The sequence below is a fragment of the Methylomonas sp. MS20 genome (assembly GCF_050275925.1).
In the GTDB taxonomy this organism is placed as follows: Bacteria; Pseudomonadota; Gammaproteobacteria; order Methylococcales; family Methylomonadaceae; genus Methylomonas; species Methylomonas koyamae_A.
The window spans coordinates 2,404,915-2,420,236 of sequence record NZ_CP189962.1 but is presented as its reverse complement, the minus strand read 5'-3'; the positions used below and the strand labels follow the sequence as shown (position 1 = coordinate 2,420,236).

The following is a 15,322-nucleotide window of genomic DNA, read 5'->3' as shown; positions in this document are numbered from 1 at the left end:
TTCACCGGCGACTCCCGGCCGACCAGAGGGACTGGGCCAAGCACGGTAAGCGCGAGGTATCAGACCAAATTCAGATAAACCGGTTCTGAATAGGCGATTAAAAACAGATTAAATCATCGCCAGGCACGGCGCTTAGAAACGCTTCGTCATGCGTGTGTTAATCCCTTGCCTACGTCGCTGCACTACAATATCCCTATTTTACCGTTTGCCCATTTGCGATGAGACTGCTGCTGATAGAAGACGACACCGACCTGGCCCGCTCGATCCAGGTCGAACTTGAAATTGCCGGATTCGCGGTCGACTTGGCCTACGACGGCGAACAAGGCGAATTCCTGGGCGCCACGGAGAATTACGACATCGCGGTCTTGGATTTGGGGCTGCCCAAGCTGTCGGGTCTGGCAGTCCTTAAGAAATGGCGGGACGCCGGTAACGCCATGCCGGTCATCGTGCTGACCGCGCGCGACGCCTGGCACGAAAAAGTCGACGGTTTTAAAGCCGGCGCGGACGATTACCTGGGCAAGCCCTTTCACATCGAAGAATTGCAGGCGCGCATCCGGGCGTTGTTAAAACGCTGCCATGGAATCACCAACACCGGGCTGACCTGCGCCGGCGTTACTTTGGATGAAGAATTGCAAACCGTTACGATGGAAGGTCAACCGTCCGCTCAGTTAACCTCGCTGGAGTTTCGTCTGTTACGCTATTTCATGCTGCATTCCGGCCAAATTTTGACGAAAACCGATTTGATGGAGCATGTCTATGAAATGGACGGCGATCCGGACAGCAATGTCATCGAAGTCTACGTCAACCGTTTACGCCGCAAACTCGGCAAGGATTTGATCGCTACTCGGCGCGGCCAAGGTTACGTATTTGGGCAAACCGCGTGATTTCATTGCGCTTACGCTTGAATCGCGGGCTAGCGGCTATCTTATGCGTGATATTTGCGTTGCATTGGCTGGCCGCAGACTGGGTGATACGTTCGGTCGCCGAAAAACAGATGTTGACCCGCCTGACTCACGACAGCGACTCGATACTAGACACCCTCGACTTCGACGCCGACGGCCAGCCTAGCTTCGATACCAGCCACGCCGGCTCGGTTTACGGCCAAGCCTATTCGGGCCACTATTTCGTGCTACACATCGACGGCAAGCCGATTTATTCGCGCTCACTCGCCGGCACGACGCTACCTTTCGAGGCCATGGCCGTCGATACTACCAGACAATTCCATTTCAAGTCCGGTCCCCACGACCAACTGTTATTAGTCTTAAGCCGCGGATTCGCCAAAGCCGGCCACACCATCAGCATCAGTACCGCCGAGGACTTGACCGACATCGGTCGAGACATCACCGCGATCCGAATCGGCTATCTGGCATTGAGTCTGACGGTGCTGGTCGCGGCGATCGCGCTGCAAACCGCCGACGTTAAACGATCGTTACGGCCACTACGCGCGGTTACCGGCGAACTGGCGGCCATCGCCCACGGTCAGCAGCGTCAGATCGAAGCCGAGGTTCCGTTCGAAATCCGACCGCTGGTCAAGGAAGTCAACCGGCTATTGATGTTGGTTGAACGCCGCCTTCACCAATCGCGGACCGCGATCGGCAATCTGGCGCACGCCTTGAAAACGCCGTTGGCGATGCTGTTTCGGCTGGCCGAAAATCCGGCGCTACGCGACTTGCCGGAATTGAAACGACAGTTGGAACAACAGAACCAAACGATCTTGAAACGGATAGACCGTGAATTGAAACGAGCGCGGATTTCCGGAAACGCCCAACCCGGCGCGACCTTCAATCCCCATGTGGAATTAACGGCGCTGTGCGAGCTGATGCAGGTCATTTACGCGGAAAAGGCCTTGTCTTTCGAGATACGAGCGCCCGACCGGTTATTGCATCTGGACCGCGAGGACATGCTGGAAATGATAGGCAACCTGCTCGATAACGCCTGCAAGTGGGCCAAATCGCGAATTGTCATCGACGTCGCGGAACGGGAAGGTTTGACGTTACGAATCGCGGACGACGGCCCCGGTTGCGACAAGCAGCAACTGCGGCAAATGGTGCAGCGAGGGTTGCGCCTGGACGAAGCCACACCCGGCCACGGGCTGGGACTAGCCATCGTCCACGACATTGCCGGCTACTACGGCGGCAGCCTGGCCTTGAGCCGATCCGCCGAACTGGGTGGTTTGGCGGCCACGGTTAGGCTGCCACCCACTTGAATCTTTAACCGCTGCGGTTTGGGCGGCACCGGTTCGCGGCTACCGGTAATCAGACCTCAGCCAACCTCGGCAACCGCGAGATTGCTCAGATATCCGTGCTTGCGCGCCAGATACTCTTCGACGAAGGCTTGCATCGGCTCGACTTCGTAATCCCGCAAGCCGCTGACGGCCAGCTTCTTGAAGCCGGAACCGACCACCGCGTCACCGCAGCAGATCTGAAAGTGCAGATAAGCCGTCGCACGTTTGCCGTTGACCTCCATCTTGGGTTCCAACATTTCCAGACGCGGCTCGCTGAATTGCATGCAATCCAGATGTAGCGTCATGCTTTCGTAGATGACCAACGGCCGGTCGATGTTGAACATCACATTTTCCTTGGCTAGCAGCGGCACCAGCACGTACGGAAAATTCTGCCCGGAAAACGCCACGTAATCGCGGATCAGGGCCTCGATCAGGCTCGGATCACGGATCACATCGCCGGAGCGCTCGATTTGTAGATAGGTCTTATCTTGTTGACTGTCGGTCACATCGAAACGCTCGGCATCGGTCTCCGGGAAATTCAACAGGACGTTGTGACCCACCATGCCGGAAAAGATAAAGTGCATGTTCTGGCTGAGCCCGTACTTTTCCAATACAAGCGAAAACAATAAATCGCCGGGTACGCAAAAGCGCTTGGCATCGGCATCGTGCAAAGGATTAAAGTCGTGCGCCACTTCCTTGGCAAACATGCTGGCCTGCTCGGCGCTGATGGCGATACCACCGTCGCGAACTTCATAAAACTCTTTCAAAAACATGGCGATTTTTTATTTTTAATATTGCGGATCAAAATCTTGCGAGTCCGGACGCCGCGGCGTCCGGATACAGCCCCCCATCGCGGAGAGCTTAGCAACGCCGCGATCGTAGCCATTCGCAAACAACAGCGGCCGATAACGCTCTGTGTCTATTAGTATCGCGGAACGCCGGAATCGCATGCCAGCGACCAAGCGTCTATACCGCCCTGCAAGTTGTATAGGCGACTATAGCCATGGTGTTGTAAAAAGAAACAGGCTTGCTGGCTACGCATGCCGTGATGGCAAATCACGACAATATCGCGCTCGGTATCCAGCTCGTCCAGTCGTTGCGAAATCTGTTGCAACGGAATCAACTGGCTGCCTTCGATACGGGCATAGGCGAACTCGTGGGGTTCGCGAACATCCAGCAGTAGTGGCGCCGGCTCGGCTTCCAGGCGTTGCTTAAGTTGTTGTGGGGTATATTGGGTTATCGGCATAAAAAGGTTTCCAATCGGGTCAGCGCGGCGGCCATTCTATCGACAGAAGCGGTATATGCAAAACGAATGTGCCGATCGGCGCGATAAACGCCAAAATCCCTGCCAGGCGTCACGGCCACGGCCTGGGTTTCCAACAACTCTTTGGCGAATTCGAAACTATCGTCCGCCAAATCGCTGCTGTCTGCGTAGACGTAAAAAGCGCCTTGCGGTTTGCGGGCAATGCGAAACCCTAGTTTCGGCAAATTTTCGCACAGAAAGTCGCGGCGCCGCTGAAACTCCTGCCGCCGCGCTTCGAGTTCCGCCAAGTTTTCCGGGGTAAAGCTCGCCAGCGCGGCATACTGCGATTGGGTCGAGGTGGCTATAAAGATGTTTTGCGCCAAGCGCTCCGCGGCATCGATAAATTCTTCGGGCACCACCAACCAGCCGACCCGCCAACCGGTCATGCCGAAAAACTTGGAGAAACTGTTGATAACGAAGACTTTGTCGCTAAAGGCCAATGCGCTGGACACCGCATCGTCGTAGACTAGGCCGTGATAGATTTCGTCCGAATAAAAGCAACCGCCCAACTCGGCAACCTTGGCGATGGCTTGACGTAGCGCCTCCCGGCCTATCACGGTACCGGTCGGATTCGACGGCGACGCAATCAGCGCGCCTTTGCATTCCGCGCCCCAGTGTTCGGCGATCAGGTCGGCACTGAGCTGGTAATCGTCGTCCGCGCCAACTGGAATTAATTCGCTACGTCCGCCGAATAGCCGAACAAAATTATCGTTACAGGGATAGCAAGGATCGGCCATCAGAATCCGCTCGCCAGGATTAATGCTGATACCGAAAGCCAACAAAAACGCACCGGAAGCACCTGGTGTCACGAAAATTCGCCGGGCATCGACGTTGATACCGGCCGCATGATAATAATCGGCGATAGCCTCGCGCAGCGCCGGTAATCCGGCTGCTGGGGTGTATTTAACTTCGCCGGTCCGCAGAAACCGGTTCCCGGCAGCGATCACCGCCGGCGGCGTCGGAAAATCGGGCTCGCCGATTTCCATGTGAATCACGTCGCGCCCCCGAGCTTCCAATTGCTTGGCGCGCTGCAAAAGTTCCATCACGTAAAACGCGCTGATCCCGTGCATCCGTTCCGCAATATGTTGCTTCATTCCCGCCGACCCAGAAACCAAAAGAGCCGCATCATAACAAACTTCTTGCTTGCCCCTGGCTATTCTGATAAAAAGCCCCGATTTTTTCAGTCCGCCAGGAGTCATTGGATGAACAATTCTCAACCTGCTACGTCAGAATATTCTTTTAAACCTTACGAGGAAAAAGATGGCGAAGAGTACATGAACGAAGCGCAGCTCAAGCACTTTGCTGCGATTTTGAACAAATGGAAATCCGACCTGATGAAGGAAGTTGACCGCACGGTCACGCATATGCAGGACGAAGCCGCCAATTTCCCCGATCCCAACGATAGAGCGACCCAGGAATCCGAATTCAGCCTGGAATTGCGCACCCGCGACCGAGAGCGCAAATTAATTAAGAAGATCGATGAAGCCTTGAAGGAAATCGAATCCGGCAATTACGGTTATTGCGAAACCTGCGGCATTGAGATCGGCATCCGCCGTCTGGAAGCCCGCCCGACCGCGACCCTGTGCATCGATTGCAAAACCCTGGACGAAATCCGCGAGAAACAACTGGGTTGATTGCACAACCCGATTCGGTACGCTACATCGGCCGGTTCGCGCCCTCGCCCACCGGCCCACTTCATCTCGGCTCGCTCTACACCGCGCTGGCCAGCTTTCTGGATGCCCGCAGCCACGGCGGTCGCTGGTTGCTGCGAATCGACGATCTCGATACACCGCGTAACGTAGCCGGTGCCGCCGAACGTATCATCGACACATTATTCGGGTTCGGGCTGCAATGGGATGACGAAATCGCCTTCCAAAGCCAACATCTGGACGAATACGCCGCCGCGATCGAACGGCTCCGCGAGCGAGGCCTGATTTATCGCTGCATTTGCAGTCGCGCCAAATTGGCCGACTCGCCGGATCGCTATCCAGGCTATTGTCGAAATCAGAATCCCGATCCCAGCCAAGCTCATGCGTTGAGGCTCGCCTGCCCGAACCAAGACGTCCGCTTTATCGATCGCTTGCAAGGGCCGATGCGGCAAAATCTGGCCGAACAGGTCGGCGATTTCGTCGTCCTACGTAAGGACCGGATTTTCGCCTATCAATTGGCGGTGATCGTCGATGATTGTCGGCAAGGGGTCAACCATGTCGTGCGGGGTTACGATTTATTGGACTCCACGCCCAGGCAGTGTTATTTGTACCAGCTATTCGGGCAAGCTCCGCCAACGTACGCGCACATCCCCGTCATCGTCGACGGTAACGGCCAAAAACTCAGCAAGCAAAGCCGTGCCGCCGCCGTCAGCACCCACTCGGGCGCTCGCACCTTATATCGGTTGCTATGCTTGCTGAACCAAGCGCCCCCCCCGTCGTTGCGTAATGCTTCGATCGCGGATTTACTCGACTGGGGAATCCGCCATTGGCAACCGGCGCAACTCAGCGGCGTCGCCCGAATTAGCCAACCTGTCGCCCACGATTATTAAAAAAGGAGATGAAGATGTCCGACCAGAAACTGTATCCGGTGATCCCGGCCATCGCCGCCGGCGCCCATATCGACACCGTCCGCTACCATGAAATGTATCGTCGGTCGATAGACGATCCGGAAGCTTTCTGGTCCGAGCAGGCGGAACAATTTTTGGATTGGGAGCGCCGTTGGGATAGCGTACTGGCTCACGATTACCCGCGCGGCGAAATTCAGTGGTTCATCGGCGGCAAGCTGAATGTCACAGTCAATTGCCTGGATCGGCATCTAGCCACTCGCGGCGACCAAATCGCCATCATCTGGGAAGGTGACGATCCGAGCCACCACAGCACCCTGACTTACCGGGAACTACACCACCAAGTTTGCAAATTTGCGAACGTGATGAAATCGCACGGCGTCGGTAAAGGCGACCGGGTTTGTATTTATCTGCCGATGATCGCCGAGGCCGCCGTCGTGATTTTGGCCTGCGCCCGGATCGGCGCGATTCATTCCATTGTGTTCGGCGGCTTCTCCGCCGACGCCCTGCGCGATCGAATACTCGACGCCGACTGCCGGTTTTTGATCTGCGCCGACGAGAGCTACCGGGGCGGCAAAATCGTCCATTCCAAACTCAACGTCGACAAGGCCGCCAAGCAGTGCCCGAACCTGCGAACCGTCGTCGTCATCAAACATACCGGTCACGATATCCCGTGGAGCGACGGCCGCGACGTCTGCTACCACGAAGCGATGCAGAGTGCCGACGAGACCTGCGAGCCGGAGTTAATGGACGCCGAGGATCCGCTGTTCATTCTCTATACATCTGGATCGACCGGCCTGCCCAAGGGCGTTTTGCACACAACCGGCGGTTATTTACTGTATGCCGCGATGACCCACAAGTATGTGTTCGACTATCGGGAAGGCGACGTTTATTGGTGTACGGCCGACATAGGCTGGATCACCGGGCATTCCTACGTACTGTACGGCCCACTTTGCAACGGCGCGACCACGTTGATGTTCGAGGGGGTCCCAACCTACCCCGAACCCGATCGCTTCTGGCAAGTCATCGATAAGCACCGGGTCAACATTTTTTATACCGCGCCGACCGCGATACGCGCACTGATGGCGCAAGGCGATGCCTACGTTCAGCGTACTGGCCGCGACTCCTTGCGCGTACTGGGCAGCGTCGGCGAACCCATCAACCCCGAAGCCTGGGAATGGTATTACCGCGTAGTCGGCGATCAACGCTGCCCCGTCGTCGACACTTGGTGGCAAACCGAGACGGGCGGCATTCTGATTACGCCTCTGCCCGGCGCGACCGCATTGAAACCCGGTTCGGCAACCCTCCCGTTCTTTGGTATTCAACCGGCCATCTTGGATCCCGAAGGCCATCCGCTGGACGGCGAAGCGGAAGGCATACTGGTATTGACCTTTCCATGGCCGGGTCAAGCCCGTAGCGTCTACGGCGACCATCAACGCTTCGTCGATACCTATTTCAGCAAATTTCCCGGTTACTATTTCGCCGGCGACGGCGCCCGCCGCGACGCCGACGGCTATTACTGGATTACCGGCCGTATCGACGACGTATTAAACGTTTCCGGCCACCGCCTGGGCACTGCCGAAATCGAAAGCGCGCTGGTCCTACACGACCAGGTCGCCGAAGCGGCGGTCGTCGGTTTTCCGCACCCAATCAAGGGTCAAGGAATTTACGCTTACGTGACTTTGAATGTCGGCGTCGAAGGCAACGAGACCCTGAAAGCGGAACTGAAGAATTTGGTCCGCGAAGAAGTCAGCGCGATTGCACTACCCGATGCGATTCAATGGTCGCCGGGACTGCCCAAAACGCGCTCCGGTAAGATCATGCGACGTATCTTGCGCAAGATTGCCGCCAACGAGTTCAGCGATTTGGGCGACACCTCCACGCTAGCCGATCCGGCTGTCGTTGAGCAGCTGGTCGCCAACCGACAGCATCCGAGTTGAAGCCACAGCTCGCGCTAGCCTATTTCGGGGTCGTCCTGATCTGGACCACGACACCACTGGCGATAAAATGGAGCAGCATTGGTGTCAGCTACGTGTTTGGCGCGACCGGCCGGATGTCCATTGGTTTGGCCTGCCTGCTGGTTCTGTTATTACTGCGTCGGAAAGGCTTGCCTTGTCACCGGCTAGCGCTACGCACCTATTTAGCCGTTTCGATGCAGATTTATGCCAGTATGTTGATCACCTATTGGTCGGCGCGTTTCGTACCGTCAGGCTGGATCTCGGTCATTTTCGGCCTCGGCCCATTCATAACGGCGTTCATGGCTGCCGCTTACCTAAAGGAGCGCAGCCTAGGTTGGCGAAAACTAGCGGCTTACAGCCTAGGCGCTTTTGGTTTGGCCGTGATGTTCAGCTCCGCAAGGGAATTGCATCCAATGGCCATTCAAGGCACGCTCGGCATATTGCTGGCAACCTTTATTCACGCGGCTAGCGCGGTCTGGGTTAAGCAAATCGACGCCAAACTACCGTCGGTGCAGCAGATCACCGGCGGATTGCTGATTTCGGTGCCTTTATACTGGTTGACCTGGCTAATATTGGACGACGGCGCCCTACCGACACAAATTCAGCCGCAAACTCTATATGCGATCGTCTATCTCGGTGTTGTGGCAACGACGCTGGGATTTGCCTTGTATTACTACGTGCTTGGACAACTGCCGGCCACCGACGTGGCCATGATGAACCTGATGACACCGGTATTGTCGTTATTACTGGGTTATCTGGCCAACCGCGAACCGATCACGATGAAAACCGTCGTCGGCACCAGCCTGATCATGGCGGCATTAGCACTGCATCAAAGGGCTGACCGTGCCAGTCTACCCGTTCGAATTGCAAAATCCAAAAACCGACGCGCGAAAAAAAACCGGGGCCGCTAACGCGGCCCCGGTTTCCAATCCTACCTAAAAATTAGCTAATTAGGCATTCACGACCGATTTACGGCGGCCAGTGTACAACAAGCCCAACAATGCGCTGGTCAGCATCCAAATGGAAGCCGGCAGCGGAACTTGAGAGACTGGATTGTCGTCAACGACGGTTGACGGAGCGATGTCGGTAACCAATGCGATGTCGGTCAGCAGTTTGCTACCGAACGCCAGCAAGTAGGAATTGTCAACCAATTCCAAGCCTTTCTTAACATTGGTCCAAGTACCACCGCTGGTTTTCATACCAAATTGAAAATGACTTGAGCCTTTCAATGTGCCGGTAACGCTAGGATCGCTGAGCAAGCTCACGGTCCAATCGGAACCGCTAGCAGCCGCAAAGCTAACAGTAGCGCCGCCAGTGAATGTCAAAACAGGCATTGCACTGCTTGATGTGGCGGAATCTTCGAAAATGCCGAATTCTGCACCCGAAAAACCCAACACAGAAGCAAGGGTAATAAAATTGATGTCACCGTCGGTAGGTTCCCACACAACGCTTGCAGAAGCAGCGTTGGCAACCATCAACAGGCACACCGCCAAACATTTTTTGAAAGATAAAATCATCTTCATTGATTTTCCCCATAGTTAACGTTAACAAAAGGCCATCCTAATAGCCAACCTTTCCTAGAACCGATATTGATCCACAATGCCGATCATAAGAGAGACATGCGCAAGTGACTTCGTGCCAAATGCTCATGTCAATTTTATTACTGCAATATGCATACCATGTATTCAACATGTTAAAAATCAAAAACTTAAAAACATTAGGATTCGATTATGTAAAAAAAACCAACAGAATTTCGCACGTTAGTGTTCAACAGGCCGTTTATTCACCAATCCGGTGCGAACGGCAATCCACATCAGTAACGGTAACGGCATCGTCTTGAAGCCTATCGACAACACCTTGCCGGATCAGAGCGTACCAAACCGGCCGAATGCGGTTGCGCTGACGTACGGCCGCCACAATACCCAGTTTGACAAGCTGGTCGCGGTAAAGAATCGCCCGCGATTTTTCGGTGAATACGCCCAGAGACAATGCGCTTTTCAAATCGCCGGATGGAATCGGCCAAAAATCCGTCAAGCCTTTAGCTCTAAGCATCATTTTGTTGATGCGTAATTGCTCGGCGTCCCTAGCAGGCGGAAAGTACACTTGAAAATCGCCGGGAACGGTGAATTCGTCACTGTAGGAATCGACCGCTGTCAAGGATTTCGCAGCCAGCCAACGCCTCATCTCCAGGCGATCGGCAAAGGGTCCGATTCGCAGACAGCCGGAACGGTCGCGGTTTTCTCGAGCCTTGCTGTCCTCCGCTTGGGGATCACGCTGCGTGATTTGCAAATCGTGCGGTTGGCTGAAAAACGCTGAAACCTCTTGGGTGGCGGAAGCAAGCGAGCGCTGCGAATAGCGGTCGACGATTGCCGAAATCGCCGCTCCCCGCCGGGCATTCTCGCGTTCGGAAACCAGTAGTATCGGCGGCGCGGTCGAATCGCCGGACATTGGCGCATTGAAAGCACCAGAATGCAGCTCCCAAAAAAACCACACAGCATTTGCTAAGCACAATAGCAGAAAAAAAAACCTCATCTCCGGCCCGCCTCGCAACAGATCAGCAAACCCTTTAATACTAATTTGACATCGACGACGGCCTCCACCGTCAAAAGCCCCTGTAACAGCTCAGCATCGCCGCCGCACATTAATAATCGGTAATGCGGATGCCTGATCAAAGTCGCCTCTATCAACCCGATTGCAGCGGACAACACACCACTACCGATGGCCGCTTCGGTAGTCATTCCAAGCCCAAAGTCCGCTTGCCGTTCGACCAGCGGCAGTACCTCCGTACCAAACGCCAATACCCCCTTCATCAGGCTAACGCCAGGAGCTATCAGACCACCCTGATGCCGGCCATCTTCGGAAAGCAAGTCCAACGTGATTGCGGTCCCGCAGTCAACGATACACCATTGCCCCGGATAATCGCGGCGAGCCGCCAGCAAAGCCAGCCATCGATCAATTCCAAGCTTATCGGGAAAGCGGTAAGCATTAACGACTCCCGCTGAGCTCGCCGTCGATAACGGCTTCACAATCGCCACCCCCGGCCACAACGATTGCGCCACGCTCAGGACATCGTCGAGGACTGCCGGCGCACCGACCGCGGCGACGCCGATACACTCGGGTGTGGCATATGTTTGCCATTGCCGCCGTAACCAAGCTGCGAATCCGGCTTGTCGATAATCGACCGCGTGGAGGTCGCCGACCTTACCGTCGACCGCCAATGCCCATTTCAAACGGCTGTTACCCAGGTCGACCAATAAAATCACGATTTGCTAAAACTCACCTCGCCGGACGCGAAGCGGCGTAGCTCACCGTTCGCATCCGTTAGCAACAGAAAACCTTGGTCGTCGATGCCGGCCACAGTTCCGCGATGCTCAAGGTTCCCTATTGAAATATCCACCGTTTTTCCCACCATGCAATCGACCTCACGCCAGTCTTCGATGTAATCGACCAGGGTACGTTGCTCGAACTCCGCCAACACCGGAAGCCAATGATTTAGTAACACGCCGCTGACCCGATTGCGATCGGGACGAGCGGAGCCGCCCAAGACCGCCACCAAATCCGCCCAGTCCTGATCGATAGCCTCACCTTGCTTGGCCGACATATCGACATTCAATCCTAGTCCGGCCACCGCATGGCAGGGTCCGTCGCTTTCACCGGAAACTTCAATCAAAATACCGCCCAATTTCCGCTGTCGCCAATAGATGTCGTTAGGCCATTTCAATCCGACGTCGTGAGCGCCCAACTGACGCAACGCTTGGATTGTCGCTACGCCCAGCGCCAGACTCAGTCCGGCGATGGCGGCGGGACCGCCTTGAAAACGCCATAGTATCGACAAATAAATATTCCGCCCAAACGGCGAAACCCATTGCCGACCACGCCGCCCCTTGCCGGCTGTTTGGCGTTCGGCGAGGCAAACCAGGCCGCCAGGCACACCTTGTTCGGCAAGTTCGTGTAAGTAGGTATTGGTGGAAGCAATAAGGCCGTGGACCTCCAATCCAGTCAAGAGACCGGAAGCGCGATGGTGCAAATAAGCGAAAATTCGCTCACTGTCCAACAGATCCATAGGTGTAGCCAAACGGTAACCCTTACCCGACACGGCCAATATTTCAATACCCAGCTCGCTCAACCCTTGCAAATGCTTCCAGACCGCCGAGCGACTGACGCCGAGCGCTCCCGCCAATTCGGTACCTGAATGAAATCGCCCGTCGACCAAAAGGGCAATGAGTTGTCTATCGACCGGAGAAATCAATGAACCGTCCCGCAACTAAGGGCCCAGGCCGTTTCAAGTTTCGTTTTTATCGCGTAGTTGTTGCAGCTGTTTTTTAACCACATGCTTGATCAATAACTCCCTGTCGTCTTCTTTCATGTTGATGTATTCCACGCAAACCGCGTACGGCCGCTCGGGATTATCCGCCGAAATATCCTTGCAGTGCACGACTCTGGCGTAAGCGACAATGACCGCCATGCAGGACGTCAGCAACATTCTCAGTTCCAGAACTTCACCTTCCGACACCGGCGTTTCGTTGCTAAACGCCAAACCGGTGGCGCTCAGGCTGACTTCCCGGGTATCGTGTTCGGAAAATTGCTCGGACTGGCTGGTCAACACCTGGGCGATCAAATTGATTTTGGTATCCAGCAACTTCAAATATTCGAACAGATCCGGATCGCGCCGTTCCAATCTCGGCGCCAATAATCTGGCCTCTTGATTAAGCACTTCCAACGCGGACGCGAGCGAACAGTTGCTGAGCACATCGTCGGACACATGGCTCAATACCTTGACGTGATTTTTGTCGATGACTTTGTGCAACAAGTTAATCGTGTCGTTGACCCGAAAATATCGCCTTTTTTCTGTAATTTCGTCCGCCATGGCCGCTCTGTCCTCAAATTTTTAGATAGGATTCAATCGATATTCCAGCAATTCTAGCGTATCCACGATCGGAAACGTGAACCTTAGCCGCCCACGACCACATCGTAGCCGCTGAAAAGCGCGGGCAAATCGCGGCGCCCAAGCGGCTTCAGAGGTATTATCGGCACAAAGACCTCCACACCGCGTTCGATCAGGGATTCATGTTCGACAAACACGTCGGAGACCCCATAAAAAGCCAGCGCTTCGAACATTCCCGCCGTATCTTTTAACCCTAGCCCACTCGCTCGCTGCCCCGCGGCCACCTGCCAGACGCCATCATCGACGAACAACACACCAACGGTCTGATCGAATGCGGCGGTCGTTAAGATCAAGTCCAAGGCTTCCTGGACACCGTTACCGCAATGCGGGGCCTGGGACAACATAAACAAGTAACGTTTTTTCATCGCGATTAGAACGTCAAATAACGGTCCGCGACCAAAGTCGCTTCCAGCCATTGCCCCAAGCCGGCAATCCGAAAACCGGGCGCCACATCATCGTCGTTTTTACCCTGGCGCCGCGCCTCGTCCGCGCATAACAGGCCGCGCCGCTGCGCCGCCGATATGCAAACCACCAAATCGATGCCATTCAGTTCCGCCAATCGACTCCAGTCCGCGACCGGTGCTCGCTCATCATCGGGCGGACTGGCGTAGCGGAACGCGTGGTAGACACCATCCCGATAAAAAAATACCCGAACGATCTCGTGACCTTGGGCCAATGCCGCTTCCACAAACCGAAACGCGTGCAAACCGCCATTCGCCAAATAAGGACTACCATTAACCTGTACTGCAAATTTCATCACGCTGTAAAATGTACCGGGCAAATTCAACCATACGCCGCATTTTAATACGGCTCTAACGACTTTGCCGCGAATCCTTGCGCGATTGAACCCTTGACCGCCGTTTGCTGTCCCAGCCTTCATGAAATTGACTGCCCTAATTCTCGGCTTAAGCCTGACTTTGTTAACCGCCTCTGGCGGAGCCATCGAAATCGAAAAAATGCAACTACCGGACATGGGTGATTCCGCGGGCGCGCTGATCTCGCCGGTCCAGGAACGGGAATTCGGCGAGGCATTTTTCCGCAATCTGCACACTCAGGCGGAAATCAGTCAAGACCTGGAAATCGAGCAGTACATTCAAAACATTGGCAGGCAATTGGCGGCGCACAGCGACAATCCGGCAACGCCGTTCCATTTTTTCGTGGTCATGGAACCGGATATCAACGCCTTTGCCGGCCCCGGCGGCTACATCGGCGTCAATTCCGGCTTAATACTTTTGACCGAATCCGAAAGCGAATTGGCGTCGGTCATGGCTCACGAGATCGGCCACGTCACTCAACGCCATTTATACCGCTCGATCGAAAAAGCCAGCAAAATGTCGATACCGACCGTCGCCGCGACGTTAGCGGCCATTCTGGTCGCCACTCAATCGCCGAACATGGGCCAGGCAGCCCTGATGGCGGTCCAGGCCGGTAATATTCAGTTTCAGATCGATTTTACCCGCGAACACGAAAAAGAAGCCGATCGGGTCGGCATGCAGACGTTGGCCGATTCCAATTTCGATCCGCGCGCGATGCCGGTATTCTTCGAAAAACTAATGCAATCGACTCGCTATTACGGCAAGGGCGTACCTGAGTTTTTACGTACCCACCCGGTCTCCGAAAGCCGGATCGCCGACACCCGCGGCAGGGCTGAAACCTATGCCTATCGGCAAATTCCCGACTCGCTCGGCTACCTATTGACGAAAGCCAAGCTGATGGTCACCACCGCGAGCGATAAAAAATCGGCGCTAAAGCACTTCGCGACCTTGGAACTGCAGGGCACGACGGAACAGCGGGCGGTAGCGCGCTATGGCATCGGCTTGATCCACCAGGACGCTCAAGAATTCGCCCAGGCCTCAGAAATCTTTCAGCAATTGACCGACCAATATCCGAATCAACCGCAATACCCGTTCGCGCTGGCTAGAACCGCAATGGACAGCCACGACTATCAAAAAGCCAGCAACCTATTAAGCAAAACCAGCGAGCGCTTTCCCAGCAACGACGCGATCAAAATCGAACTCACCCGGGCGTTGATCAAAAACAGCCAGCCCGAGAGAGCGCGACAAGTCTTGCAATCAATGTCGGATTATCAAAAACAGCAACCCTTCTATTACGAGCTACTGGCGCAAATCCATGCCGATTTAAAACAACCGGCCGAATCCCACCGCTACATGGCCGAATATTATTTCGCCAGCGGCGATACTGAAGCCGCGATGACCCAAATCAAACTCGCCAGACAAGAAACCGATCTCAGCTTTCAACTACAAGCCATCCTCAACGAACGCCTGAATTTCTTCATCAGCGAGGAGGAGTCTCGCAAAGCAGAACGCTAAACAGCAAT

General features: G+C 55.1%; 17 protein-coding genes. 7 read left to right on the top strand and 10 right to left on the bottom strand.

Translation table 11 applies throughout. From position 1 onward, the window contains the following. The first annotated feature begins 218 nt into the window (after positions 1–218). Together ACQE3D_RS10520 and ACQE3D_RS10515 are read left to right on the top strand one after the other, a co-directional pair. The gene (locus ACQE3D_RS10520) at positions 219–884 is read left to right on the top strand and encodes a response regulator transcription factor (RefSeq protein ID WP_064031775.1); all 666 of its coding nucleotides are present in this window, start codon (positions 219–221) and stop codon (positions 882–884) included. Further along, positions 881–2,206: a sensor histidine kinase gene (locus ACQE3D_RS10515; RefSeq protein ID WP_313728018.1), complete on the top strand. Its 1,326-nt coding sequence runs from the start codon at positions 881–883 to the stop codon at positions 2,204–2,206. The genes ACQE3D_RS10520 and ACQE3D_RS10515 overlap by 4 nt, the downstream gene beginning before the upstream one ends. A 56-nt stretch (positions 2,207–2,262) precedes the next feature. Here the strand turns inward: ACQE3D_RS10515 and ACQE3D_RS10510 are convergent, their stop codons facing one another. The 3 genes from ACQE3D_RS10510 to ACQE3D_RS10500 form a co-directional block, all read right to left on the bottom strand. Beyond that, positions 2,263–2,997: a DUF3581 domain-containing protein gene (locus tag ACQE3D_RS10510; protein ID WP_064031777.1), complete on the bottom strand. Its 735-nt coding sequence runs from the start codon at positions 2,995–2,997 to the stop codon at positions 2,263–2,265. 149 nt (positions 2,998–3,146) lie between these two features. Further along, positions 3,147–3,470 carry a rhodanese-like domain-containing protein gene (locus tag ACQE3D_RS10505; protein WP_071160583.1) on the bottom strand — a complete coding sequence of 108 codons (324 nt, stop codon included), beginning with the start codon at positions 3,468–3,470 and terminating at the stop codon, positions 3,147–3,149. Next, entirely contained in the window at positions 3,461–4,621 is a 1,161-nt protein-coding gene (locus ACQE3D_RS10500) for a pyridoxal phosphate-dependent aminotransferase (protein WP_313728019.1), read from the bottom strand. The genes ACQE3D_RS10505 and ACQE3D_RS10500 overlap by 10 nt, the downstream gene beginning before the upstream one ends. A gap of 108 nt (positions 4,622–4,729) precedes the next feature. On the opposite strand from ACQE3D_RS10500, the gene dksA reads away from it, so the two are divergent. Genes dksA through ACQE3D_RS10480 form a run of 4 tightly spaced genes read left to right on the top strand, consistent with a single transcriptional unit; the run spans position 4,730 to position 8,950 of the window. Then, positions 4,730–5,161, top strand: a complete 432-nt coding sequence (gene dksA, locus ACQE3D_RS10495; RefSeq protein WP_064031780.1) for an RNA polymerase-binding protein DksA — start codon at positions 4,730–4,732, stop codon at positions 5,159–5,161. Next, entirely contained in the window at positions 5,158–6,066 is a 909-nt protein-coding gene (gene gluQRS, locus ACQE3D_RS10490; RefSeq protein WP_313728020.1) for a tRNA glutamyl-Q(34) synthetase GluQRS, read from the top strand. The genes dksA and gluQRS overlap by 4 nt, the downstream gene beginning before the upstream one ends. Before the next feature lie 14 nt (positions 6,067–6,080). Then, complete coding sequence (acs, locus tag ACQE3D_RS10485) at positions 6,081–8,021, top strand: acetate--CoA ligase (protein ID WP_313728021.1); 1,941 nt, start codon at positions 6,081–6,083, stop codon at positions 8,019–8,021. Continuing rightward, positions 8,018–8,950: a DMT family transporter gene (locus ACQE3D_RS10480; RefSeq protein WP_313728022.1), complete on the top strand. Its 933-nt coding sequence runs from the start codon at positions 8,018–8,020 to the stop codon at positions 8,948–8,950. The genes acs and ACQE3D_RS10480 overlap by 4 nt, the downstream gene beginning before the upstream one ends. 39 nt (positions 8,951–8,989) lie before the next feature. Here ACQE3D_RS10480 and ACQE3D_RS10475 read toward each other — a convergent pair whose 3' ends face one another. From ACQE3D_RS10475 to tusD, 7 genes are all read right to left on the bottom strand, one after another. Continuing rightward, positions 8,990–9,562 (bottom strand): hypothetical protein, encoded by a 573-nt coding sequence (locus tag ACQE3D_RS10475; RefSeq protein WP_064031782.1) that lies wholly within the window; start codon positions 9,560–9,562, stop codon positions 8,990–8,992. Between the two features lie 256 nt (positions 9,563–9,818). After that, positions 9,819–10,487, bottom strand: a complete 669-nt coding sequence (locus tag ACQE3D_RS10470; RefSeq protein WP_427501616.1) for a hypothetical protein — start codon at positions 10,485–10,487, stop codon at positions 9,819–9,821. Positions 10,488–10,567: 80 nt separating this feature from the next. After that, positions 10,568–11,302 carry a type III pantothenate kinase gene (locus ACQE3D_RS10465; RefSeq protein WP_313728025.1) on the bottom strand — a complete coding sequence of 245 codons (735 nt, stop codon included), beginning with the start codon at positions 11,300–11,302 and terminating at the stop codon, positions 10,568–10,570. After that, positions 11,299–12,288: a bifunctional biotin--[acetyl-CoA-carboxylase] ligase/biotin operon repressor BirA gene (birA, locus tag ACQE3D_RS10460; RefSeq protein WP_427501615.1), complete on the bottom strand. Its 990-nt coding sequence runs from the start codon at positions 12,286–12,288 to the stop codon at positions 11,299–11,301. Before birA ends, ACQE3D_RS10465 begins: the two co-directional genes overlap by 4 nt. Positions 12,289–12,321: 33 nt before the next feature. Then, positions 12,322–12,906, bottom strand: coding sequence for a PilZ domain-containing protein (locus ACQE3D_RS10455; RefSeq protein ID WP_064031785.1), 585 nt, complete (start codon positions 12,904–12,906; stop codon positions 12,322–12,324). An 83-nt stretch (positions 12,907–12,989) separates the two neighbouring features. Continuing rightward, on the bottom strand, positions 12,990–13,349 hold the full coding sequence (tusC, locus tag ACQE3D_RS10450) for a sulfurtransferase complex subunit TusC (RefSeq protein WP_168030653.1): 360 nt from the start codon (positions 13,347–13,349) through the stop codon (positions 12,990–12,992). A 5-nt stretch (positions 13,350–13,354) separates the two neighbouring features. Further along, positions 13,355–13,741 (bottom strand): sulfurtransferase complex subunit TusD, encoded by a 387-nt coding sequence (gene tusD, locus ACQE3D_RS10445; protein ID WP_281023163.1) that lies wholly within the window; start codon positions 13,739–13,741, stop codon positions 13,355–13,357. Between the two features lie 121 nt (positions 13,742–13,862). On the opposite strand from tusD, the gene ACQE3D_RS10440 reads away from it, so the two are divergent. Continuing rightward, positions 13,863–15,314 carry a M48 family metalloprotease gene (locus ACQE3D_RS10440; protein ID WP_281023162.1) on the top strand — a complete coding sequence of 484 codons (1,452 nt, stop codon included), beginning with the start codon at positions 13,863–13,865 and terminating at the stop codon, positions 15,312–15,314. Positions 15,315–15,322: the final 8 nt, after the last annotated feature.